24 protein-coding genes are annotated in these 23117 nt (G+C 60.1%); 17 read left to right on the top strand and 7 right to left on the bottom strand.

The genetic code is table 11. The features are described from left to right. The first annotated feature begins 6 nt into the window (after positions 1-6). Together ACYVDM_RS09410 and ACYVDM_RS09405 are read left to right on the top strand one after the other, a co-directional pair. On the top strand, positions 7-1179 hold the full coding sequence (locus ACYVDM_RS09410; protein ID WP_415786496.1) for a PepSY-associated TM helix domain-containing protein: 1173 nt from the start codon (positions 7-9) through the stop codon (positions 1177-1179). Next, positions 1176-1379 carry a hypothetical protein gene (locus tag ACYVDM_RS09405; RefSeq protein ID WP_415786498.1) on the top strand — a complete coding sequence of 68 codons (204 nt, stop codon included), beginning with the start codon at positions 1176-1178 and terminating at the stop codon, positions 1377-1379. Before ACYVDM_RS09410 ends, ACYVDM_RS09405 begins: the two co-directional genes overlap by 4 nt. A 33-nt stretch (positions 1380-1412) precedes the next feature. On the opposite strand, the gene ACYVDM_RS09400 is transcribed toward ACYVDM_RS09405, so the two are convergent. From ACYVDM_RS09400 to ACYVDM_RS09385, 4 genes are all read right to left on the bottom strand, one after another. Then, positions 1413-1628, bottom strand: a complete 216-nt coding sequence (locus ACYVDM_RS09400) for a hypothetical protein (protein ID WP_415786500.1) — start codon at positions 1626-1628, stop codon at positions 1413-1415. 215 nt (positions 1629-1843) lie between these two features. Then, positions 1844-2950: an AGE family epimerase/isomerase gene (locus ACYVDM_RS09395; RefSeq protein ID WP_415786502.1), complete on the bottom strand. Its 1107-nt coding sequence runs from the start codon at positions 2948-2950 to the stop codon at positions 1844-1846. A gap of 140 nt (positions 2951-3090) precedes the next feature. After that, positions 3091-3303, bottom strand: a complete 213-nt coding sequence (locus tag ACYVDM_RS09390) for a hypothetical protein (RefSeq protein WP_415786504.1) — start codon at positions 3301-3303, stop codon at positions 3091-3093. 285 nt (positions 3304-3588) lie between these two features. After that, the gene (locus ACYVDM_RS09385) at positions 3589-3813 is read right to left on the bottom strand and encodes a hypothetical protein (protein ID WP_415786506.1); all 225 of its coding nucleotides are present in this window, start codon (positions 3811-3813) and stop codon (positions 3589-3591) included. 757 nt (positions 3814-4570) lie between these two features. On the opposite strand from ACYVDM_RS09385, the gene ACYVDM_RS09380 reads away from it, so the two are divergent. From ACYVDM_RS09380 to ACYVDM_RS09310, 15 genes are all read left to right on the top strand, one after another. Next, positions 4571-5539, top strand: a complete 969-nt coding sequence (locus ACYVDM_RS09380; protein ID WP_415786508.1) for a thiamine pyrophosphate-dependent dehydrogenase E1 component subunit alpha — start codon at positions 4571-4573, stop codon at positions 5537-5539. Between the two features lie 10 nt (positions 5540-5549). Further along, on the top strand, positions 5550-6521 hold the full coding sequence (locus ACYVDM_RS09375; protein ID WP_415786510.1) for an alpha-ketoacid dehydrogenase subunit beta: 972 nt from the start codon (positions 5550-5552) through the stop codon (positions 6519-6521). Positions 6522-6536: 15 nt separating this feature from the next. Next, positions 6537-7325, top strand: coding sequence for an enoyl-CoA hydratase/isomerase family protein (locus ACYVDM_RS09370; RefSeq protein WP_415786512.1), 789 nt, complete (start codon positions 6537-6539; stop codon positions 7323-7325). Positions 7326-7345: 20 nt separating this feature from the next. Further along, a complete protein-coding gene (locus ACYVDM_RS09365) occupies positions 7346-8635 on the top strand; it encodes a dihydrolipoamide acetyltransferase family protein (protein WP_415786515.1) in 1290 nt (429 codons plus the stop codon). 19 nt (positions 8636-8654) lie between these two features. Further along, positions 8655-10016: an MmgE/PrpD family protein gene (locus tag ACYVDM_RS09360; protein ID WP_415786517.1), complete on the top strand. Its 1362-nt coding sequence runs from the start codon at positions 8655-8657 to the stop codon at positions 10014-10016. Further along, a complete protein-coding gene (lpdA, locus tag ACYVDM_RS09355) occupies positions 10013-11404 on the top strand; it encodes a dihydrolipoyl dehydrogenase (RefSeq protein WP_415786519.1) in 1392 nt (463 codons plus the stop codon). The genes ACYVDM_RS09360 and lpdA overlap by 4 nt, the downstream gene beginning before the upstream one ends. A gap of 34 nt (positions 11405-11438) precedes the next feature. After that, positions 11439-12611: an acyl-CoA dehydrogenase family protein gene (locus ACYVDM_RS09350; protein WP_415786521.1), complete on the top strand. Its 1173-nt coding sequence runs from the start codon at positions 11439-11441 to the stop codon at positions 12609-12611. 27 nt (positions 12612-12638) lie between these two features. Further along, positions 12639-14141, top strand: a complete 1503-nt coding sequence (locus ACYVDM_RS09345) for an AMP-binding protein (protein ID WP_415786523.1) — start codon at positions 12639-12641, stop codon at positions 14139-14141. 56 nt (positions 14142-14197) lie between these two features. Then, a complete protein-coding gene (locus ACYVDM_RS09340; RefSeq protein ID WP_415786525.1) occupies positions 14198-15472 on the top strand; it encodes an ABC transporter substrate-binding protein in 1275 nt (424 codons plus the stop codon). An 87-nt stretch (positions 15473-15559) separates the two neighbouring features. After that, positions 15560-16465, top strand: coding sequence for a branched-chain amino acid ABC transporter permease (locus ACYVDM_RS09335; RefSeq protein ID WP_415786527.1), 906 nt, complete (start codon positions 15560-15562; stop codon positions 16463-16465). Further along, positions 16462-17433 carry a branched-chain amino acid ABC transporter permease gene (locus ACYVDM_RS09330; protein ID WP_415786529.1) on the top strand — a complete coding sequence of 324 codons (972 nt, stop codon included), beginning with the start codon at positions 16462-16464 and terminating at the stop codon, positions 17431-17433. Before ACYVDM_RS09335 ends, ACYVDM_RS09330 begins: the two co-directional genes overlap by 4 nt. Then, entirely contained in the window at positions 17430-18224 is a 795-nt protein-coding gene (locus ACYVDM_RS09325; RefSeq protein ID WP_415786531.1) for an SDR family NAD(P)-dependent oxidoreductase, read from the top strand. Before ACYVDM_RS09330 ends, ACYVDM_RS09325 begins: the two co-directional genes overlap by 4 nt. Next, a complete protein-coding gene (locus tag ACYVDM_RS09320; protein WP_415786533.1) occupies positions 18224-18976 on the top strand; it encodes an ABC transporter ATP-binding protein in 753 nt (250 codons plus the stop codon). The genes ACYVDM_RS09325 and ACYVDM_RS09320 overlap by 1 nt, the downstream gene beginning before the upstream one ends. After that, positions 18973-19683, top strand: a complete 711-nt coding sequence (locus tag ACYVDM_RS09315) for an ABC transporter ATP-binding protein (RefSeq protein WP_415786535.1) — start codon at positions 18973-18975, stop codon at positions 19681-19683. The genes ACYVDM_RS09320 and ACYVDM_RS09315 overlap by 4 nt, the downstream gene beginning before the upstream one ends. A 16-nt stretch (positions 19684-19699) precedes the next feature. After that, positions 19700-20461, top strand: coding sequence for an SDR family NAD(P)-dependent oxidoreductase (locus tag ACYVDM_RS09310; protein WP_415786537.1), 762 nt, complete (start codon positions 19700-19702; stop codon positions 20459-20461). Positions 20462-20532: 71 nt separating this feature from the next. On the opposite strand, the gene ACYVDM_RS09305 is transcribed toward ACYVDM_RS09310, so the two are convergent. Genes ACYVDM_RS09305 through ACYVDM_RS09295 form a run of 3 tightly spaced genes read right to left on the bottom strand, consistent with a single transcriptional unit; the run spans position 20533 to position 23104 of the window. Beyond that, complete coding sequence (locus ACYVDM_RS09305; RefSeq protein WP_415786539.1) at positions 20533-21204, bottom strand: EthD domain-containing protein; 672 nt, start codon at positions 21202-21204, stop codon at positions 20533-20535. Between the two features lie 27 nt (positions 21205-21231). Then, positions 21232-22383 (bottom strand): NADH:flavin oxidoreductase/NADH oxidase, encoded by a 1152-nt coding sequence (locus tag ACYVDM_RS09300; protein WP_415786541.1) that lies wholly within the window; start codon positions 22381-22383, stop codon positions 21232-21234. A gap of 49 nt (positions 22384-22432) precedes the next feature. Continuing rightward, a complete protein-coding gene (locus tag ACYVDM_RS09295) occupies positions 22433-23104 on the bottom strand; it encodes a TetR/AcrR family transcriptional regulator (protein ID WP_415786543.1) in 672 nt (223 codons plus the stop codon). Between the last annotated feature and the right edge of the window lie 13 nt (positions 23105-23117).

The following is a 23117-nucleotide window of genomic DNA, read 5'->3' as shown; positions in this document are numbered from 1 at the left end:
TCCATCATGACTGCCGCCGCCACCATCAAAACCTGGTATCTCGTCCATAAATGGACCAGCCTGGTCTGCACCCTGTTCCTGCTGATCATCTGTCTGACCGGGTTGCCCCTGATTTTTCATCACGAAATCGAGCATCTGTTCGACGAAGGCAAACCGATCGCCGAACTGCCCGAAGGCACGCCCTCCGCTAGCCTGGACCAGATTGTCGCGGCCGGCAAAGCCCTATATCCCAACGAGTACGTGGACTACGTCTACCTGGACGACCACGAGCCCCAAGCCTATGTGGGCTTTGTGCCCGAATTCGGCACTGCCGTCGAAAAAGGCCATGCCGTACGCGTCGACATGCGTACCGCCGAAGTCCTGCACGATGCGCCACCCTATTCCGAAGACCGGTTCTCGTTCATGGGTATCATGCTCGCCCTGCACGTCGATCTGTTCGCCGGCCTGCCTGGCGAGCTCTTCCTGGGATTCATGGGGCTGTTGTTTGTCGTGGCCATCGTCTCGGGCGTCGTTCTGTATGGCCCGTTCATGAAAAAGCTGGACTTCGGCACCGTGCGCGCAACACGCTCGACCCGCCTGAAATGGCTGGATCTGCATAATCTCCTGGGTGTCGTCACCCTGGTCTGGGCCCTTGTGGTGGGCCTGACGGGCGTGATCAACGAACTGTCGACACCGATGTTCCGGCTCTGGCAGAGCACGGAGCTACCCCGCATTCTGGCCCCCTACCAAGGCCGCAGCGTGCCAACGGATCTGGCATCCCTCCAGGGCGCCGCGGATACGGCCATCAAGGCTCTGCCCGGACGCGAAGTATCGTTCATTGCCTACCCGGGTAACGCCTACGGCAGCCCGCACCACTATCTGGTGTGGCTCAAAGGCGATACGCCTTTGACCTCCAAGCTCAATACCCCCGTGCTCGTCGACGGCGTCACCGGCGAACTCAGCGCCGTGGCCCGTATGCCCTGGTACCTGACGGCCCTGGAAGTCTCTCGCCCCTTGCACTTTGGGGACTATGGTGGCCTGCCCCTGAAAATCCTGTGGACGTTGCTCGACCTGATCACCATCGTCGTACTAGGCAGTGGCCTCTATCTGTGGATCGCACGCCGCAAAGCCACAGATGCCCGCATCGCGGAGCTCATACGGCGACATCAACAAGCCACGCCGCAACAGAGCCCCGCATGAGTTCACGTCACCGTTTTTGGTTCGTCTGGGGTGCACCGATTGTGCTGGGCGTGCTCAGCGTTTTTGGATTGCTGGCAGCCCTGCTGGGCACCGGCCTATGGCACTGGGCATCCTGGATATCGCTGACCGTATTGCTGGTGGTCATCCTCAAATATTGGTGTTTTCCGGCGAAAACCGAGCCACCTACTTCACGCACTTGAAGCGATTGATTCGCGGCCTTAGGCGGCGCCAACTTACGGCGCCAGCTTGAATCCTAAATCCGTTCCCCATTTGTCCGTCTCGCGCAGCCACTTGGAGCCACATGCCAGGCAACGGAAATGATCTTCTCTGCAGCCCTCGCGACCGCGTTGATTGGGATGAATAAAGCCCTGATGCCCCAGCTCTGCATGCGGCTCAATTCCGGTCAAGCCCGGCATAATCGCCTGGCACGCTGGACACATGATGCTCATGGCAATCCTCTCGTCAACAATTAGCAAATTGTAATCTAGATAACTAATTGTTGGGACGAGGTTCAGCCGCACGTTCGGCCTTAAGGGTAAAAATGCCCCCACGCTGCGCCTTCGGCTTGCTGCCCCCCAAGGGGGCGCTTTTTACCTTGGGGCGGCCCGGCGGTAAAAATGCCCCCACGCTGCGCCGTCCGTAAGCAAATTTAGTCTGCGAAGCGTCACGTCGCCGGCAACGCGGCGTAACATGTTGCCAAGTGGTAAGGCGTCGTCGAAGGCATGTCCACACGCGCCAATTCCCCCTTGGCGTTCAGGCATTCGCGCCAGCCCCTCGGGTGCAGAAACCGATCATGAAACTGTCGCAACTGCTGCAACAGCGCCGACAAGTCGCCCGACGCCGCCAGGTAACGCGCGTATTCGGCCTGCGCCCAAATACGTTGCGTGGCGTCGCTCATCCGGCCATCCTCGTGCAAAGCCGCACAGACGCCCGCCGTCTCGCTGGCGACCCCGTGCTCGCGCGCCCAGGCACAACCGCGCGGCAGGGCCAGCGCCAACTCCAGATCCGAAAACACCGCTGGCGCACTATTGAGCAGGACAAACCATTCAAACTGATGCCCCGGTTCGATGACGAGATCAGTGCGGGCCACCGGTGCTTCGGTGATACACAGGGTCGGCGCATGCAAAAAGGTCTCGGCTACACCTTGCGCCATATTGCGCAGGATATGCGCAAACCAGGCCGGCTCCGCGACGCGGGACGCCGCTAGGTAGGCCTCGGTCAAATGCATGACGGGGTTCTGTGCCGGCCCTGCCGTCGCGTGCATCCAGTCGGGCGACATAGCCGCGTGATAGCGTCCGTCCGCACGCCGAAAATGCAACTCGATCTGCTGTGCCGTTTGCAGCATCGTCTGACGCGCCTCGGCTCGTCGAGAGCGCTCAAAATACGCCGCGCAAGCGAACACGACAAACGCATGCGTGTACAGATCCTGCGTGTCGTCCAACGGCAGGCCCTCGGCATCAATGCTATAGCGCCATCCGCCGTGCTGCGCATCACGAAAATGTCGGACCAGGGCATCAAACAAACGATCCGCATGGCTCGCATGTTCCGCCTTCGGCGCGGTGGCATAGACATACAACTGACGTGCGCACGCCATCGCGCGATAGCGTTGCACAGGCAACGGTAATCCGGTGTCTCCGGCCAACGCCTCATACGGCAAAGCCATGCGCTCGTTAAAACCTGGCCCTACCCACAAGGGTAAAACCACGTCGCTGAAATGCTGGCGCAAGGCCCGAATCGTGTGGGAAAGCTCGGAAGAAATAGAAGTGGCCATCGAAATATGGCGCACGGGTGGCGCGCGCCGCAAATGACGAAGTAGCGACGATAACCCGGATTTATCCTGCCTTCCGGACGGGCGTCGTGTCGAGGTCATGGGCGCGCGCGGCCTGCAAGAAACGTCCTCCTAGTGCGATGTCAGCGGAAGATGTTTTCTTCTACCCAATTCTGGGCGAAGATTTCTGCGCGGTCACGCGCTTCGTGCATTGAAGAACAACTACCCAAATAAGAAAAGGCGGCATCAACTTCGGTGCCTCCTTCGGCCGTTACCGTCAGCAGTACACCGTATCCGCCGGTATCCATGGCCGCTGTGGATACGTCGATCAGCACTTCCTGGTCATGATGCTGCATGGCTTCCTCCCAGTCGGTTATCCAAACGCGTGAATCCACGCGTGACAAACAGCGGGATCCCATGCATCTTCAAGTTGGACCCGTGTCAGTCACGCAAGTTCATCTTACCGACTAGTTGCCGGCCGCGATACTCCCACCATAAGCGAATCTCATGGGAGATTCCCTAGGTGAAGCAAGAACAATGCAAAGCATTGCAAAGTGCGATGCAAAATGTAGAAAGGATCTCGAAAGGACCCGTTTCGGACGCGGCGCGGGCCAGATGCCGGTTAACGACTCGCCACGAAACTAGCCGAGATGGAGTGCGCCGGGCGACTCCATCCGCAGGGCCAGGCGCCCCTTGTCGGTCAATATCAGCCTGCCCTCGTCGGTACGCTGCACGCATAGCAAAATCAACAGGCCCTCGACCACATGGGCCGGCATCTGATCTTGTGGCGCGCCCGCTTCTCCACCCTCAGAGACAAATTGTAACCAGTGCGCCAATTCGCCTTGTTGAACGTTGATACGCGGCATAGCGGGAGTCCGTAGAAAAATTTCAAAATCGACAGTTACGATAGCACGCCGCACGCGGGAAACTTTTGCCGGAGCACCACAGCCTCCACAGGTCGCGTAGCCCCAAGGGGGGGGAATTGCCCCCACGCTGCGCCTTTGGCTTGCTGCCCCCCAAGGGGGCGCTTTTTACCTTGGGGCGGCCCGGCGGTAAAAATGCCCCCACGCTGCGCCTTTGGCTTGCTGCCCCCCAAGGGGGCGCTTTTTACCTTGGGGCGGCCCGGCGGTAAAATGCCCCCACGCTGCGCCTTTGGCTTGCTGCCCCCCAAGGGGGCGCTTTTTACCTTGGGGCGGCCCGGCGGTAAAATGCCCCCACGCTGCGCCTTTGGCTTGCTGCCCCCCCCAAGGGGGCGCTTTTTACCTTGGGGCGGCCCGGCGGTAAAAATGCCCCCATGTTGAAACGATTTAGTGCTTGCAATGGCCAAAACGTAGCGCTACATTGAATTCACCAAGTGTTCTGACACCCAATGCGTGCGAAGCTTGGTAAGAGCGCCCCATCTCATCTCGAGTTGGGGCGCTCTTCGTTTGGGTTGCTCTGCTATTACGCTGCCCTCGCGCTTTTATTGAATTCGGCACGCCCTCCTCTCGACCATCCACTCGCCCGGCGCGATCTCCTCACCCAAGGGTTTTCCTTAATCCTCTGAACGTTGACAGCAGTAAACACGGATCCTAAGATGACTGACGATTCATCAATCAGAATCAATACAACGGAGACGAGGATATGCCGGCCAAAACCGACGCCACTAAGCTGGTGTCGCTGTATCGCGTGATCAAGACGATACGCACGGTGGAAAACAGCCTGACCCGGCTGTTTGCCGACAGCGAGGTGCCCGGCTTCATTCACCTGAGTGTGGGTCAGGAAGCTATCGCCGCCGGGGTGTGCGCAGCCCTCTCCTCGCAGGACACCCTGGCCACGACGCACCGGGGTCACGGCCATGTGCTGGCTCGCGGTTTGTCGCTGGAACATTTCTTCAAAGAAGTCATGGGCAAAGCCGGCGGTGTGTGTGGCGGCCGCGGCGGCTCCATGCACGTGGCCGATATGGATATCGGCATTCTGGGCGCCAATGGCATTGTTGGCGCAGGCATTCCCATCGCACTAGGTAGCGCCATTGCCCACCAGGTTCGTGAAACCGGTGGCATTGCCGTCGCCTTCTTTGGTGATGGCGCCATGGCCGAGGGCGTACTGCACGAAACGCTGAATATGGCGGCACTATGGAAGCTGCCCTTGCTACTGGTCTGCGAAAACAATGGCTGGTCGGAGTTTTCCCCCACCAGCAAGCAATTTGCCGCGGCACTGCAAGACCTGGCCGCCGCGTTCAAGATCCGCTATGCCAAGGTCGACGGCAATGACGTGCAGGCCGTAACCGAGGCGGCCGACGCCACCGTCGCCCTGCTACGCCAAGGCGACGGGCCAGCGGTACTCGAATGTATTACCCAACGCGTGCGGGGTCACTACGAAGGTGATCCCCAAAAATACCGGGCGGCAGATGAGATCGCATCGTTGAGCGCCGACGATCCGGTGACCCGCACAGAAGCTCTGTTGCGCAAGCACGGTGTCAAGGCCGACGAGATAGAACGCATTGGCGCCGAGATCGATACGCAAATCGAAGCGGCGATTTCCGCTGCGCGCGCAGACACCGAACCCACCTACGAAGCCGCACAGCGCGACGTCTACACCGTCGCCGCCTGAAGGACCCGCAATGACTGAGATGAAGTACGCCCAGGCCATCAACACGGCCCTGTCTGATGCGATGAGCGCCGACCCGAAGGTGATCTTGCTAGGAGAAGACATCGCCGAAGCCGGGGGTTCTTTCAAGGCCACCCGCGGCCTCTTGGACACATTCGGCCCCCTGCGCGTGCGCGATACGCCGATTTCCGAAGCGAGCTTAGCCTCGCTGGCGGTCGGCGCCGCAATGACGGGCGTCAAACCTGTGATCGAAATCATGTTCATGGATTTCATCACACTATCCATGGATGCCCTGGTCAACCAGGCCGCCAAGGCGCGCTTCATGTTCGGTGGCCGCTCCAGTGTCCCCATGGTGCTGCGCACACCGCATGGCGGTGGCCTGAACGCCGGCCCGCAGCATTCGCAGTGCCTGGAAGCGTGGCTGGCTCACGTCCCCGGCCTGAAAGTCGTTTGCCCCAGCAACCCCGGCGATGCCTATGGTTTGCTGCGCACGGCCATTGCGGATCCGGATCCGGTGATCTTCATCGAGCACAAGGCCATGTATGGCCGCAAAGGCGATGTAGACACCTCGGCGCAAATCCCGATCGGTCAGGCCCGCATCGCGCGCGCCGGGCGCGATGTCACGCTCGTCACCTATGGCGCAACGGTGCACACCTGCCTGCAGGCCGCCGAGCAACTCGCGACCACCGGTATCGAAACCGAAGTCATCGACTTGCGCAGCGTGCAACCCTGGGATCAGCAGACCGTGCTGGCCTCGTTGCAACGCACGCATCGCCTCGTCATTGCGCATGAAGCCGTACAAGCCTTCGGCGTCGGCGCCGAAATCGCCGCCTGGGCGGCGGACACCGCCTTTGACGAACTGGACGCGCCGATCGTACGCGTGGCGGCGCCCTTCATGCCGGTGCCGTTCGCACGCGCACTCGAAGCCCAGTATGCCGTCAGTGCCGAACGCGTATGCGACGCCGTACGCAAATCGATTTCCTGAATCCAAGGACACGCCATGAACTACGACACCGCAGTCCGCGTCGAACGCCAGGGGCCCGTCGGGCTATTGACGATCGATCGCCCAAAAACCCTGAACGCGCTTGATATTCCTACGCTGCTTTCGTTAGAAGCAGGCCTGGATCAGCTTGAGAAAGACGAGACGATTCGCGTCATCGTCGTCACCGGCAGCGGGGAAAAGGCCTTTGTGGCTGGCGGTGATATTGCCGATCTGGACAGTCGCCAAGGGCTTGCCCATTACCAGGAATTTGCCGACGTCATTCATCGCGTTTTTCGTCGTTTCGAAGACAGCGACAAGCCCACCATCGCGGCCGTCAATGGGTGGGCCCTGGGTGGCGGCACCGAACTCATTTTGACGTTAGACATTCGCCTGGTCTCGGAAAAGGCACGCCTCGGTCTTCCTGAAATCAATCTGGGCCTGTTTCCGGGCGCGGGTGGCTCGCAGCGCCTGATCCGCCAGGTTCCGCTCTGCCGCGCCAAAGAACTGATGTTCACGGGCAATCAGATCACCGCACAAGAGGCAGTCGACCTGGGTCTGTGCAATCGCACCGTGGCCCCCGAGTCCTTGCTGAGCGAGGCCATGGCGCTGGCCAATCAGATCGCGGGGAAATCACCGCTGGTCCTCAAGCTGCTCAAGCGCAACCTGCGCCAAGGCCAGGAAATGCCACTGGGGGCCGCGCTGGCCCACGAGCAGGCCATGATCGGTCTCGTCCTCGATACGCGCGACGCACACGAAGGCTGCCAGGCCTTTCTCGAAAAACGGCCTGCCGATTTCAAGGGGCAATAATCGTGCGGCATGAACTGCTAATGCCCAAACTCGGCCTGACCATGACAGAAGGCATGGTGGCTGACTGGATGGTGCAACCTGGCCAGACGATGAAGCCCGGCAGCGGCGTCTTTGTCGTCGAAACCGACAAGGTGGCCAACGAAATTCCGGCCGAACAGGACGGCACGCTGGTGGAAATCGTCGTGCCGACCGGCACAATGGTCCCCGTCGGCACGGTTATCGGTTACTGGGAAGATGGCAACGCGCCAGTCGCCACAGCGATTTCGACGAGTTCGGATCAGCAAGCCGGCAACGCGCCGGCGACACCCACCGCCGCGACAACAGCGTCGGATACCGAGTCATCCAGACCGTCGCACTCATTACCCACCACGGCATCCCGCCACGACAGCGTCGCCGCGTCTGGGCACGGAGGCTCGGTCGCGTCTCACGACCATGGCTCGACCGAACGTATTATCGCGACACCCTTGGCGCGCCGACTGGCAAAAGAGCGCGGGCTATCGCTCGCGCCCATCCAGGGCAGCGGACCCAAAGGCCGCATCGTTGCGCGAGACGTGCACGATCATGTTCCCGCGCCGCAAGCATCCTCCCCACCGGCCACCAACAATACCGCTACCGTGAACAGCGGCTATACCGTCATCGCGCCGACCACATTGCAGTCGACGATCGCACGTCGACTGACCAAAGGCAAACAAGACACGCCGCATTTCTATTTGGCACTGGACGCCGAGGTGTCGCGTCTCGTTGCCCTGCGCAAAGAGATCAACCAGGCTCAGCAATCCGTGCGCCTGACGCTGAATCACTTCATCGTGATGGCCGTCGTCCGTGCACTGCAACTCACCCCCGACGCCAATCGCGTCTGGAGCGACGAGGGCATTGTGGCGTTCAACCAGATCGACGTCGGCGTCGCGGTCAACACTGATCAAGGCTTGATGGCCCCCGCCGTGCGCGATGTAGGCAACGTATCTATCGGCGAACTGGCACGGCGACTGGATGCGGTTGCCGCATCCGCTCGCAACGCCACCTTGAGCAGCCAAGACATGGGCACGCCCGCTATCACCGTTTCAAACGCCGGCATGCACAACGTGACCTACATGAGCTCCATCATCAATCCGGGTCAGGCCATGATCCTCGGCGTGGGCAGCATCAAGGGAGTTTTTCGTCCGGACGATGATGGGCAACCCGTCCTGTGCCAGGAGATGGGGCTCGTGCTGTCGGCCGACCACCGCATCATGGATGGCGTCAGCGCCTTGAAGTTTCTGAACACCGTCGCGCAGTTACTCGCGCAGCCTAGCCAACTGCTTGTGAATTGATACGCCAGAGAGGAACATCATGACCGTTACCCAGACACTCGCCGCCTTTATCGTCGGACTCAAACAAACGGACCGCATTCCCGCTGAGGTCATGGAGAAGGCCCGCGTTTCTCTGCTGAACGGCTATGGCATCGGGCTGGCCAGCTTTGACACGCCCTATGGGCCGATTGCCGCGCGCGCCGCCCTGGCCATCGATGGCGAGCAAGCCCACGGCGCGACGCTGCTGGTCGATGGCCGCAAAACGTCGTTTCTGGGCGCGGCGCTGGCCAACTCCGCACTATTTCATGGGCGCGCCCAAGAAGACGCCAGTGGGGCCGCGCACCTCGGCGCGATTCTGATTCCCCTGCTGACCGCCGCTGCCGAGGCGGGCCACATGCCGCTGGATCGACTGCTGGTGTCGCTCATCGCCGGCTATGAGATTGGCGGTCTGTTCGAAAGCACCTATGCATCGCACACCACCCCGGTCGGGCTGCGTGCATCGCCGTTGTATGGTTCCCTCGCCGCCGCGGCCGCCGCCGCCTACGCACTGAATCTGGACGAGACGCAAACGGCCGCCGCCCTCGCCAATGCAGCCTCGTTCGCCGGCGGCATCTTGCAATCGTTCGCCGATGGCACCGACGAATGGCGTTATCAACTAGGCATTACAGGTCGCAACGGCTGGATCGCCGCCGAACTCGCCAAAGCCGGCTCCGTCTCGGCGCCCCACGCCATTGAGGGCAAGAGCGGTTTTGTGCGTGCCTATGCGCGCACCGATTGCGATGTCGATGCCCTGCTGAAACAGGTCGGCAAGACCTGGTACATCCACCGCGTCGTCTTCAAACCCTACCCCGTTTGCGCATTCAATCAGACGCCCGTCAATACGGCATTGAGACTGCGAGAACGCCTGGGCGGCAAACTGCCCGCGCAAATCCGCGTCCGCATGAATCCCTACGAAACCGGCTATGCGGGCATGGACAGCCGCGGTCCATTTCACTCGGTGTCCGGCACACTGATGAGCATTCCCTTTTGCATCGCCCAGACGCTGTTACATGGCGCCCCGACGCTACGCGACATGATGGTGTACGACAACCCCGAGGTTGCCACGTTAATCCAGCGCACGGAACTCATCAGCGATGCCGAGGTACCCAGTCTCAGTTGCGTCATCGAAGCCCATTTTGATGACAACACGCCGCCGCTGATCGAATCCCTGAAACTGACTGTGGACGATTACAACTATGACCGCGCCCAGCTACGCGAGTTGATTCTGCGTGTGTGCGCCGAAGTCGGTGTGGACACGGCCTCGTGCCAGGCCATGGAGCGCTTTGTCGACGACCCGCAGGCCGCAGGATTGCAAAGCGTGCTGGATCAGTTCGCCAGTCTGCGCGCCAAGGCCGCGGCATGAGCTCCGCCAACAGCCTGATCGTCATTGGAGGCGGCCCGGCCGGCTACGTCGCGGCCATACGCGCCAGCCAATTGGGAATCAAAACCCGTCTGGTCGAACGTGAAGACCTGGGCGGCATTTGCCTGAATTGGGGCTGCATTCCGACCAAAACGCTGCTACACGCGGGCGACGTTCTGGCACAACTGCGCACAGCCAACGACCTGGGCATCATCGTGCCAGAGGGGATACGCGCCGATCTGCCTCGCGTCGTGCAACGCTCGCGCGAGGTGGCCACACGCTTGAGACAAGGAGTGCAGCACCTGCTAAAGAAGCACGGCGTCGAGGTCATCAAGGGACAGGCCCGTTTACAGGGCGCCGGCACGCTTGAAGTCGAGGGCAAGAATGCCCAAACCCTGCAAGCCGACGCTATCCTGATCGCGACAGGCGCACGGCCTCGCGCCCTCGACAGCCTGCCCGTCGATGGAGACCGACTCTGGAACTATCGCCACGCCCTGACACCCCCTGCCCAACCCGACTCTTTGCTCGTCGTGGGTGCAGGCGCGATTGGCATGGAGTTCGCCAGTTTCTACGCCGAACTCGGCAGCCAAGTTACCGTGGTCGAGACACAAGCACGCGTCCTGCCTGTCGAGGACGAAGAAACCTCGCAATGGGTCGCCCGCGCCTTTGAAGCGCGCGGCATCGAGATACACACCCATACCTCGGCCCACCTGCAAACACTTGATGCTCAGGCTGCGCACATCACCCTGCGCACCGAAAACAAAAAAGAAGCCATCAGGGCCTTCGATCGAGTACTCGTCTGCGCCGGTGTCGTTGGCAACTCTGAAGACCTGGGGCTGGAGACCACCCGCGTCATCACGCGCCATGGCTGCATTCAGGTTCACGACTACGGGCAAACGGACGAGCCTGGCGTCTACGCCGCGGGCGACATCTGCGGGGCGCCCATGCTGGCGCACAAAGCCAGCCATGAGGCGATTCGCTGCGTTGAGCACTTAGCGGGACTGACGGTCCCGCAGCAGGCCGATCACATTCCCAGTTGCACTTACTGCCATCCGCAAGTCGCCAGCGTCGGCCTCACCGAGGCCCGGGCACGCGAACGCGGCCGCCCGATTTCGGTTGGCCGCTTTCCCTTTCATGGCAACGGCAAAGCCCTCGCCATCAATCGGCCCGAAGGTTTCGTCAAGACGATTTTCGATACCCAAAGCGGCGAACTCCTGGGTGCGCACTTGGTAGGCCCCGACGTGACAGAGCTGCTCCATGGCATTTCGCTGGCGCAGCGTCTGGAGGCGACCGAAGAAGATCTGATGAACCATATTTTTGCGCACCCGACCTTGTCGGAAGCCATCGGTGAATCGGTCCTGCAGGCCTACGGCCGAGCCATTCACATCTGACATCGACAACAAATATCACGAGACAACACACACTATGGACTTTGAGCTGACAGAAGAACAACGGATGATCGCCACCTCGGCACGCCAACTCGGCGAGCGCTTCGGGACGGAATACTGGCGCAAAATCGACGCGCAGAAGGCATTCCCCACCGAATGCTGGAAAGCCATCTGTGAAGCCGGCTTGTGTGGTGTCGCCCTGCCCTCGGAATACGGCGGCTCGGATCTGGGCGTGGTCGAAATGGCGCTCATTATCGAAAACCTGGCGGCGGCTGGGGCAGGAAGCACGGTCGGTCAATTGTTCATGATCAATCCGATCTTCGGCGGCGTCTCTATCAGCAAATTTGGCACGCCCGAAATGAAGCAAGAGCTGCTGCCCAAGCTGATCGCTGGCGAAATGAATTTCTGCATGGCACTGACCGAACCCGATGCCGGCACCAACACGCTTGAAATTCGCAGCTTTGCCGAGCAAGAGGGCGACGGCTGGAGACTGAACGGCCGCAAGATCTGGATTACCGCGGTCGACAGCGCGCAGAAAATGCTGGTCGTGGCGCGGACCAAGAAAATAGAGGATTCCAAATCGCGCAGCGATGGATTATCCATGTTCATGATCGACGTCGACCGGGCGGGCCTGACCCACAGCGCCATCGACAAGGTCGGCACCAACACGTTGGCGGCCAGCTCCATCTTTTTCGATGACGTCGAGATCTACCCACACGAACTCGTCGGCACACTGCACGGCGGTTGGCGCGAATTGCTGGACGTACTCAATACCGAGCGCATCATCACCACGGCCGGCCTGATCGGCACCAGTGAATTGGCCCTGAAGCTCGCTGTGGACTACGCGAATGACCGCAAGGTCTTTGGGGACCGATCGATCAGCAGCTATCAGGGGCTACAGTTCCCGCTGGCGCAGTGCTACGCTGAAAACGAAGCCGTGCGATTGCTCAATTACAAGGCCGCCGCCAACTTTGACCGGGGTCTGCCTTATGGCAGCGAAGCCAACGCAGCCAAACTACTGGCCGCGCAGGTCACCGCACGTGCCACGGAACGCGCGATGCAAACCATGGGCGGTATGGGGTACTCCAAGGAATACTACGTCGAGCGGCTCTGGCGTGACTGCCGCTTGTTCCGTTTTGCCCCCATCTCGGAAGAGATGATTCTGAACTACATCGCCATGCACGACTTGGGCATGCCCAAGTCGTACTGATCTTGATTAGCACGGGATGGCAATCAAATGATTAGTCTAAGTTCCTCTGTTCTGCACTGGGCCCAATCCGACCCCGACCGATTGGCCATCGTCTATGGCCAGCAGCGCATCGGCTACGCGGAACTGGCACAACGGACCCGTACCGTTGCCGGGATGCTGCGGGCACGCGGCATCGGCCCCGGCGATGTCGTCGCGCTCTTGATGAAAAACAGCGCCGCATTCATCGATCTCACGCTGGCGATCAGCCACCTGGGCGCCATTGTGTTGCCCATCAACTATCGGCTGGGCGCTGAAGAGGTCGATTACATCCTGCGGCACGGGCAGGCCAAGCTCGTCTGCGTCGATACAGAGCTGGCGGCCAATGTCGGCAATACCGACGCGCTCGAGATCACGGAATCCGCTCAGTACGACGTACGTCAATTGGATCCGCAGGCCACGCCGGTGGAGCTATCGCACCCTAGTGGGCCGGGCGACATGTTCCGTCTGATGTATACCTCCGGCACCACGGCCAGACCCAAGGGCGTCATCCATACCTACGAGAATTTTTACTGGAAGACGCTCGACCACATTTGTGAGCTCGGCCTGACTCGTGACGATAGGCTGCTGGTCGTCGGCCCGCTCTATCACGTGGGCGCATTTGATTTGCCTGGAATGGCCTTGTTGTTGGTCGGCGGATCGCTGACCATTTTGCGTGACTTCGATGCCGAACCGGTGCTGGCCGCCATTCAGTCGGAGAAACTGACGGGCGCCTGGCTGGCGCCCATCATGCTCAACCGCCTTTTAGCGCTGAAAAACCGCGACGACTATGACGTCAGCAGTCTGAAATGGGTCATCGGCGGCGGAGAACGTACCCCCGTCGAACGCATACAGAGTTTCAAGAGCCTGTTTACACAAGGGCGCTATATCGACGCCTATGGGCTGACTGAAACCTGCTCGGGCGACACCATGATGCAGGTTGGCCAGGAGATCGCCAAGATCGGCTCTGCGGGACGCGCGCTCGCCCACGTCGAAATTGATATCCGCGACCACGACGGCAAGCGCCTGCCCGCCGGTCAGGTCGGCGAGATCTGCCTGCGCGGGCCCAAGGTGACCGGCGGGTATTGGCGTGATGCGGAACGCACCGAAGCCAGTTTCTTTGGCGACCGGTTTCGATCCGGCGACATGGGATACCTGGATGAAGACGGTTTTCTCTTTCTGGTGGACCGCAAAAAAGACATGGTCATCAGTGGCGGAGAAAACATCGCCTCATCGGAGGTCGAACGCGTCATCTATCAGCTCGACATTGTCGAGGAAGCCGCCGTCATCGGCCTGCCTGACGAGCGCTGGGGCGAACGTGTCGTGGCCGTCGTCGTGCTGCGCGAAGGCGCGACCCTGACGCTGGAAACCCTGCAGGCCCATTGCCGCGGGAAGATCGGGGGATTCAAGATACCCAAGCAACTCATTCTGACTGATGCCCTTGCACGCAACCCGTCCGGCAAAGTGCTCAAACGGGTGCTACGAGACCAACTGACAGATTCAGCACAGCCGTAAAAAAGAGTGCCCGCGGCGTCCGGGGGTCGACGCCTCTTAGAAAATCGGAGACAAACATGAGCATTAAACGCAAAGAAGCACTCGCGCAACCTCAACGCCGAAAATTGATGCAAGGCGCCGCTGCCATGGCGGGGATGTCCGCCATCGGCCTGCCCGCCATGTCTTTCGCCCAAAACAAGCCCATTCGGGTCGGCATGCCCACCATTCTGTCGGGACGCGTCGCCCAGCTGGGCTTGTCCTCACGCAACGCGGTCGAACTCGAAGTCGCGAAATTCAATGCGGCGGGTGGCCTCGGCGGTCGGAAGATCGAAATGGTGATCCGCGACTCCAAGGGCCAGCCGCAAGAAGCTGCGCGCGTCGCCCGCGAACTCATCAATAGCGAGGGTTGCGAACTGCTGTTCGACGGCGAAGCCTCGTCGGGCGCTTTCGCGGTGCACGAAGTCGCTCGCGATCTGGGAGTATTCTGCATTCATACCAACTCAGAAACGTCAGCGCTGACGGCTGACCCGAAACTGCGTATTCCCAACGCTTTCCGTTGTGCCCGTCAAGGTATTCACGACGCCATCGTCGGCGGCGCCTATGCCGGCCAGGTCGCCAAAGAAAAAGGCCTGACACGTTGGATGAGTTGTTCGCCCGACTACGCCTATGGGCGCGACACCACGGCAGAGTTCTTTCAGTATGCCAAGCACTTCAACAAAGACATTGAAGTCACCGGCGACATTTGGGTCAAGCTGTTTCAGGCCGACTACAGCGAGGCCATTACACGCCTCATACAAGGCCGTCCGCAAGCGATGTACTCATGCCTATGGGGCGGCGATCTGAGCTCGTTTATCGAACAAGGCAATATTTATGCGTTGTTCAAAGAGCGTCAGTTCTTTGCCGTAAACATGGCCGACTACACCGTGCTGACTGTCGTCAAAAATGTGCCACCAGGCCTGCATTCCGGTAACCGTTATTTGCGCAGCGTACCCAAGACCGAAGCCAACAATGCATGGGCCGAGGCCTACCAGGCCAAGAACAAAGAACTGCCCACAAACTGGGCGTGGCAGAACGCCGCAGGCATCAACTTCATGACCGCCGCCATGAAGAAAGCCAATAGCGCTGACGGCGCCAAACTGGCTGACGCGTTACGCGGGCTGACCATTGACTCACCCTTTGGGGCCAAGGGCAAGATCACCATGCGCGCCGAAGATCAAACCATCATCGATTACGCGGTGGCTTGGGGCGTGCTCCAGAACAAAGAACCCTACATGCCCGATCCATTGATTGGCGAGTGGCAGCAAATCGTAGAACTCGAAACCGAGTGGAAAAAAAGCAAAGGCTGGGCGTAAAGCGCTAACGCGGCCTGGCGTGACGACGGGTGCCGTATCCGTGGCCACGCCAGGTCCTCGCCTCAAAAGCCTATCCAGGAGACAAGCTTGAACCCCAATGAACTCTTTGAGTGTGTGACGTCGCTCTCTTGCGTGGTCACGCAGACCAGTACTGGACTGATTGTCGGCGCCTTGCTCTTCCTGGTTGCCGCCGGTCTCACCCTCATCTTCGGCGTGCTGCGCATCATTAACTTTGCCCACGGCTCGCTATATATGCTGGGGGCCTATCTGGGCCTGACCGGCTACCGCATGACCGACAGCTTCGTGCTCGCGACCCTGATTGCGGGCGTCGGGGTAGGCATATTCGCGCTGCTTTTTGAGCGATTCTTCATGCGGCGCGTCTACAACGCTGACGTGCTCATGCAATTGCTCGTCTGCTATGCCTTTATTCTGATCATGGACGATATGGTCAAGGTTATCTGGGGCGCCGAATTTCAATCCATGGGGATGCCAGAGGCATTCCAGGCGCCTCCCCTATTTGTGGGGGGTGGCATCACACCGGTGTTCTATCTGGTACTGATGGCGGCGGCGGCCTTGATCGCCATCGTGTTGTGGTATGTCTTATCCAAAACACGCACCGGAAAGATCGTACGGGCGGCCGCGCACAATCCGACCATGACTTCCGCGCTGGGGCTCAATACCAATCTGATTTACGCCGGGGTCTTTGCCTGCGGCGGCATGCTGGCTGGTTTGGCGGGCGCGCTGGCGGCTCCCGTGCGCTCGATGTCTCCGGGCATGGGTTTTTCGATATTGATTGAATCGTTCATCGTCACGGTGATCGGAGGCATGGGCTCTGTCAGCGGCGCACTGGTTGGCGCGCTGTTGATCGGACTGGTGCGCTCGTTCGGTTCGATCGGATTTCCGTCATTTGTCGAAGGCATCATGTTCATCGCGATGGCGTTGATTCTCGTGCTGAAACCGAGTGGCCTGATGGGCCGGGAGCCGCGCGCATGAATACGAAAACGACATACGGCAAAGAGATCCTGTGGGCGCTGTTGGCCCTGGCTGTCCTGGCGGCGATTCCCTTTCTGACTCCTTCACGTGTCGTGCTGGATTTCGTCATCCGTCTGGCGGCGTTCGGCATCTTTGCGACATCACTGAACATTCTCATTGGATATGGCGGCCTGGTGTCTTTTGGACACGCCATGTTTTTTGGCGGAGGTGCCTATGCCTTCGGGTTGCTCATGCAAAAAGCGGGTACCTCGATTCCCGTTGCCATGCTGGGAGCGATTTTGTTCTGCGCGCTGCTGGGACTGGTCATCGGTGCGATTTGCGTGCGACTCAAGGAAATCTATTTCTCGTTTTTGACTCTGGCGTTTGCGATGCTGCTGCATAGTGTCATCTTGACCTGGATGTCGCTCACTGGCGGCGACCAGGGACTGATGGGCGGTATCCCTCGTCCCATTTTTCTAGGTATCGATCTCTCCAAACCCATTAGCCTGTACGGGTTTGCCTGCGTAGTCGGCATCGTGAGCCTGCTGTTGATGCGCGGCCTGATGCAGTCGCCCTTCGGCTATACCCTGAGAATGGTTCGCGACAATGCGGAACGCGCGCGGTTCCTGGGTATTGATGTCTGGCGCGTCAAGCTCTATGCCTTCATCATTGCCAGCAGTTTTGCGGGTATCGCGGGCTCGATCATGGCGTTGTTTGTCTCGGGCGCCTATCCCGAGTTCGCCTATTGGACCATGTCCGGAGAAGCCATATTCATGATCATGATGGGCGGGCTGCATGTGTTCATCGGTCCGGTGGTCGGCGCCGCCCTGCTACTGATCTTTAACGACCTGGTGACCCGCTTCACCGAGCTGCACGGATTGGCGCTCGGCATCATCGTCCTTGTCTTCGCGCTGGGCTTCAAACGCGGCATCAGCGATTTCGTCGTTCAGTTTCTGCGCACCCTGAAAAACAAGCGAGCCACGCCATGACACATCGCCCAATCAGCATCGTTACCGGAGGCGCCAGCGGCATTGGCCTGGCGTGCGTACACAACCTGCTCGCGCGCGGCGATCAAGTCATCGTGCTGGATCTACCTAACATCTGGAACACTGAGACGGCGCCCAACGCCTTGTTTTACGAGTGCGACGTCACTGACGAGGCCGCCTTGCGAGCGCTTGCCGAACGCATTGAGCAGCAACATGGCCCGGTCTGCACACTGGTCAACAGCGCGGGCATCATCCAGCCCAAATTACCCCCCGAACGCCTCGACATGTCTCTCTGGGACAAGGTGATCGCCGTCGACCAACGCGGCACCTATCTATGCTGCGCCCTCTTTGGCGCGCGCATGGCAGCGCACGGGTCCGGCGCCATCGTGAATATCGCGTCCATCACCGGATCACGATCCGTGCCGCTGCACGCCTACGCGCCCGCCAAGGCCGCCGTCATTTCCATCACGCAATGCCTGGCCGTCGAATGGGGCCGATCCGGCGTCCGGGTCAACTCGGTATCGCCCGGCTACACCTTGACACCCGCGCTGCAGGCCGCCATTGATCGTGGCGATCGCAACGTCGATGAACTGGCCAATCCCACCGCGCTAGGCCGACTCATCGATCCCAAAGAAGTGGCCGACGCGGTCGCCTTTTTGACCTCGCCCCAGGCAACGGCCATTACCGGTATCGATCTGCCTGTCGACGCGGGCTGGCTGGTCGGCGCGCCCTGGCAGACGTACGGCGGCGTTCCGTCCGCCAGACCACAAGCCGCCCATTCGGGAGACCGCTGATGTTGAAAATCGAACATCTGAAGAAATCGTTCGGCGGCGTCGTCGCCACGTCGGACGTCTCGGCCCATTTTCCACAGGACTCGCTCACCGCGGTGATCGGCCCCAACGGCGCGGGGAAAACCACATTCTTCAACCTCATTTCCGGCGCCATCCCCCCCGACTCGGGGCGTATTCTGCTCGAAGGCCAGGACATCAGTGGCCTGCCCAGCCGGGAAATCGTCCGTCGCGGTATAGGACGGGCTTTTCAGGTATCCAAACTCTTTAAAACCCTGACCGTCGAGGAATCCTTGCGTGGCGCGCTGATGTCGCCGCTCGGAAAATCCGCGCAATTGACGGGCCGGTTTCCCTTGGCCGAAACACGCGATCGGGCCTACGAAGTCATGGAGCAACTCGGCCTGGAAAAAAAGGCCGGCGTCATCAGCGGCAATTTGTCGCACGGCGACCAGAAGCTATTGGATATGGCGCTGGCGCTAATCCTCAAGCCCAAAGTGCTGCTGCTCGACGAGCCCGTCGCAGGCATGGGACCCGAAGAGCGCGAGCAAATGATCGAGACCGTCTACGCCTTGTGGAAAAAGGGTGGACTGACCGTCGTGTTGATCGAACACGATATGGAGATTGTGTTCCGCATTTCACAGAACATTTATGTCCTGTCGTATGGAAAAGTGCTTGCCGAAGGTAATGCGGAACAAATTCGCAACAACCCCGCCGTCATTGAAGCCTATCTCGGAACGCCACAGGAGACGCACGCATGAGTACCGTGCTAGAGGTTCAAGGCATTGACGCCTGCTATGGCAGCAGCCAAGTCCTGTTCAAGATGTCGTTGGGCGTGCGCAAAGGCGAGACCCTGGCACTACTAGGGCGTAACGGTGCGGGTAAAAGCACCACCATGAAATCCATTGCCGGGATCGTCACGGCCCGGCAAGGCAGCATTCGCCTGCTGGGCAACGAGGTACGTGGCCGCAGCCCCCACACCATCGCCCGCGCGGGGATCGGGTTCGTTCCCGAAGACCGACAAATATTCCCCGACCTGACCGTCGAAGACAACCTGACCATCGCCGTCAAACGCGGCGTCGATGGGCAATCCGACTGGACCCTCGAGCGCGTCTACGACATGTTGCCGTTGCTCGCCCCGCTGAAAACGCGGCTCGGCGGCCAGCTATCGGGCGGCGAACAGCAGATGCTAACCGTGGGCCGCGCCCTGATGGGCAACCCCAGCGTCCTGCTGCTCGATGAACCCAGCGAGGGCCTTGCGCCCATCATGGTTCAAAAAATCGGCGAACTGATCAATACGCTACGCAAACTGGGCACGACCATTGTGCTGGCAGAGCAAAATCTGCAATTCTGCCTCGGTCTGGCTGATCTGGCGGTCGTCATCGACAAAGGCAGGGACGTCTTCTGTGGCACGATTGCCGAGCTCAACCAGAATGACGACATCAAACATCGTTATCTATCTGTTTAACCGGAGTTGATTAACCATGCCCGCGTCGTCCCCAGACCAACCTCACGCCACGCCGTTCAATCTTGAACAAACGCGTATTCTCATCACGGGCGCCGCCGGCGGTATTGGTGCGGCCACAGCGAGACTGTGCGGGCAATTAGGCGCCCGCATGGTGTTGAGCGACTGGGTAGAGACAGCTCAGCTGGAATCGCTCGCTCACGAGATCCCTGGCGTGGACGCGGTGCATCGCTGCGACGTGAGCCAGCGCGCGGATGTCCAAGCCATGACAAACCGGCTGGGGCCCTTTTCGGCGTTGGCCGATGCCGCGGGGATTTGTCCCTATGACGAGGACTGGATGGCGCCGGATTGGAACGAAGTCGAGTTCCTTCGCGTGATCCGGATCAACATGCTCGGGCCCATCAATCTGGTACGGGCCGTCATGCCCGGCATGATCGAGCGCCAGTATGGACGCATCGCGCTATGCGGATCCATTGCGGGGTGGACAGGAGGACTGCGAGCAGGCCCTCATTACGCGGCGTCAAAGGGCGGTGTACACGCCTTGGTGCGGTGGTTTTCCCAACGTGCCGTGCCGCATGGCGTCACCGTCAACGGCGTAGCGCCCGGCCCCGTTATATCGGGCATGACCGAAGGACATGGTTATCAGCCCGACGCCTATCCCATGAAGCGCATGGGGCAACCCGAAGAGATCGCTAGCGTGCTGGCGTTTCTGTGCTCTCCCGCCGCATCGTATGTGACCGGTACGATTATCGATGCGAACGGAGGCACATATCTTCGCTAATCCGTCATCACACGTACCCGCCATCAACGCCGGGCAGGCAGCACATCCGTACCGCTGCCCGTTATCTCCTGTCAGCCCACGATCACGTGCTCGCGCGTCACGATAAATGGCAAATGCCCATCCGGCAGAAAATTCGCCTCGTCGGCGCGCGTACGGGCATAGACGTCGGTGGTCGCCCCCTGCTTCATATCGGCAGTGGAGTCGAACCAGGTGATGGCCAGGCCATCGTAGCGCGGCGCTTGGGCAGCCGAGTACTCGTCCAGGCAAAGATGGTTCTGCTCGTAGCGGCGTATCACGTCGATGCCCGCCGCCAAGGGGCCGTGCTTGTCTTGCCAGTATCGACGAAACGCATGTAGTCCCATGCCTGGGCGACAGTTCACAAACTCGATATTCTTGACCCCGCCGTCAGGAATCAGACCGTCGACAATGACGTGCACGTCGACAGGCATCACTACCGACTTTGCTTCATCGACGAACCCGGACAGATCGCGGGTGATGCTCCGCGCGGACTCGGACTCCTGTGCGGCCTGATAGCCGGCTTGCGAGTCGAACCACATTTCGCTGATACCGTCATAGATCAGTTCGCCCTTGGCGTAGCCTTGCGCGAGCGCATGCGACTGCACATAGCGCCTCAGCCCGGGCATCAGAGACGCCATCGACGCGTGCGAGTCTTGCCAGTGCCGTTGAAAATCTTCGACGCTCATATCCGAACGCCGCTTGAGTAACGTAATGACTTTATACATGGTTCTCCGCCCTCTCCTCGCGACGCGTTAACTGCGTGGCGCCAACTGACGTGCGCGTCGCTCAAGCCACCAGCGAAACTGCTCGGGCCACCACTTCCAGCCCGGGGTACCTTGCAGCTCGAGTGCGGCCTGCGCCGCCCAGTTGGGGTTGAACAGCATCTCGCGTCCCAGCGCAATCAAATCCGCTTGACCGTTCTGCAAAATGTCTTCGGCTTGCCGCGCCGACAAAATCATGCCGACCGCAATGCTGGGGACCTTCGCCTGTTTGCGCACTTGTTCCGCAAAAGGCACCTGAAAACCGGGCGCTCTCGACACTAACACTTGATCTTTCTTGAGTTTGACGCCGCCGCTCGAACACGCAATCGCGTCCACCCCAAGACTGGCTAGCGCCCGACTGAATACGACGGAGTCGTCGATCGACCAGCCGACGTTGACGCCGTCCACCGCCGACAGGCGGACAAAGATCGGACGCTCATCGGGAAACTCCTGACGTACGACTTCAAAGATCCGCAAAGGCAAACGCATACGGTTTTCAAGACTGCCGCCATAGGCATCGCTGCGATGATTAAGCAAGGGGGACAAGAACGAATGCAGCAAATAGCCATGGGCACAATGCAATTCGATCACGTCAAAGCCGGCATCCCGCGCGCGCCGGGCCGCCGACCGATAATCATCGACCAAGGCTTCGATCTCGGCTTCGCTCAACATATGTGGCGTGGGCCAGTGCTCGTCCACGGGCACGGCAGACGACGAGACCGTGTCCCATGGCATCTCGCGGCGGGCGGCGGCGTCATCCACCGTTAACGTACCAGCACCATGCCACGGACGCTGTGTCGAGCCTTTCGGCCCGGCATGTCCCAGTTGGATGCCCGCCATGCACTGCTGCGCATGCAGAAAATCGACGATCCGACGCAGCGGCGGGACGTGGGCGTCAAGCCACAAGCCATTGCAACCATCAGTGCCTCTGCCCTGACGCGTCGTTGCCGTGGCCTCCATCATCACCAGTCCGGCCCCACCGAGGGCAAAGCGCCCGAGGTGCACGAGATGAAAATCGTCAACAAAACCTTCGTTCGAACTATAGAGCGACATCGGCGAGACCATCACCCGATTTTTCAGCGTGATGCCTCGCAGCGGCCAGGGCTCAAATAGTTTCACGGGCTCGGTACTGACGTCTTCCATGCGCGGCTTCCTTTGAGTTGTTCAACGACGATGATGAGTGTGGCCAAGGCTAGGCCCCGGACAATCCGTGTGTGACCAGTTTCCGGTAAGCCTCGACCACCCAATCCGGCACATCGTCTCCTGCGCTATCGTCCTGGTTGGCGTAACGCCCCAAATACAGGCGGGCCCCCATCAGCACAAACGCCACGACCTCGAGCTCTTTCTCGGAATAGCCGGGGATCTCGCCCCGTTCCCGCCCTTTCTTGAAAAAGCGCATATAGCCTTCCATGACCATATCCAGATGCGCCTGGTAGGCCTTGGGGGCAAAGCTGGGGGCTTCGTTCAGGATGCGAAAAAAATGGGGGTGAGCCTTGAGAAATGAAAAGAACCCGCGAAACCCCAGTTCTTCTCGCTCGAGCAAGGTTTTGCCCTGCTTGGTGCATTCGCCCACGTGCTCCAGCATGCTCTTGCCCAAGGTAGGCAATAGCTTGTCCAGAATGTCCTGGCGGGAATCGAAATGGTTGTAAAACGTGCCCTGCGCAACCCCCGCGCGTTGCGTAATCAGGGTAATGGACGCATCCTGATAGCCGCGCTCCCCGACGATCTCGCCCGCAGCATTGAACAAGGCCTCGCGGATCAGCCGGCCCCGCTCATTGCGTGAGCTGCCTTCGCGCCAGTCCTGAGTCGCGGGCGGCGGTGCCGGGGGATTGATTTTTTTTGAGGGGCGGCCTCGAGTAGCCATGGCAATTAATGAA

The sequence above is a fragment of the Bordetella tumulicola genome, from assembly GCF_054779135.1.
The sequence above is the reverse complement of the archived record's forward strand: the minus strand, read 5'-3'. Positions and strand labels throughout refer to the sequence as shown.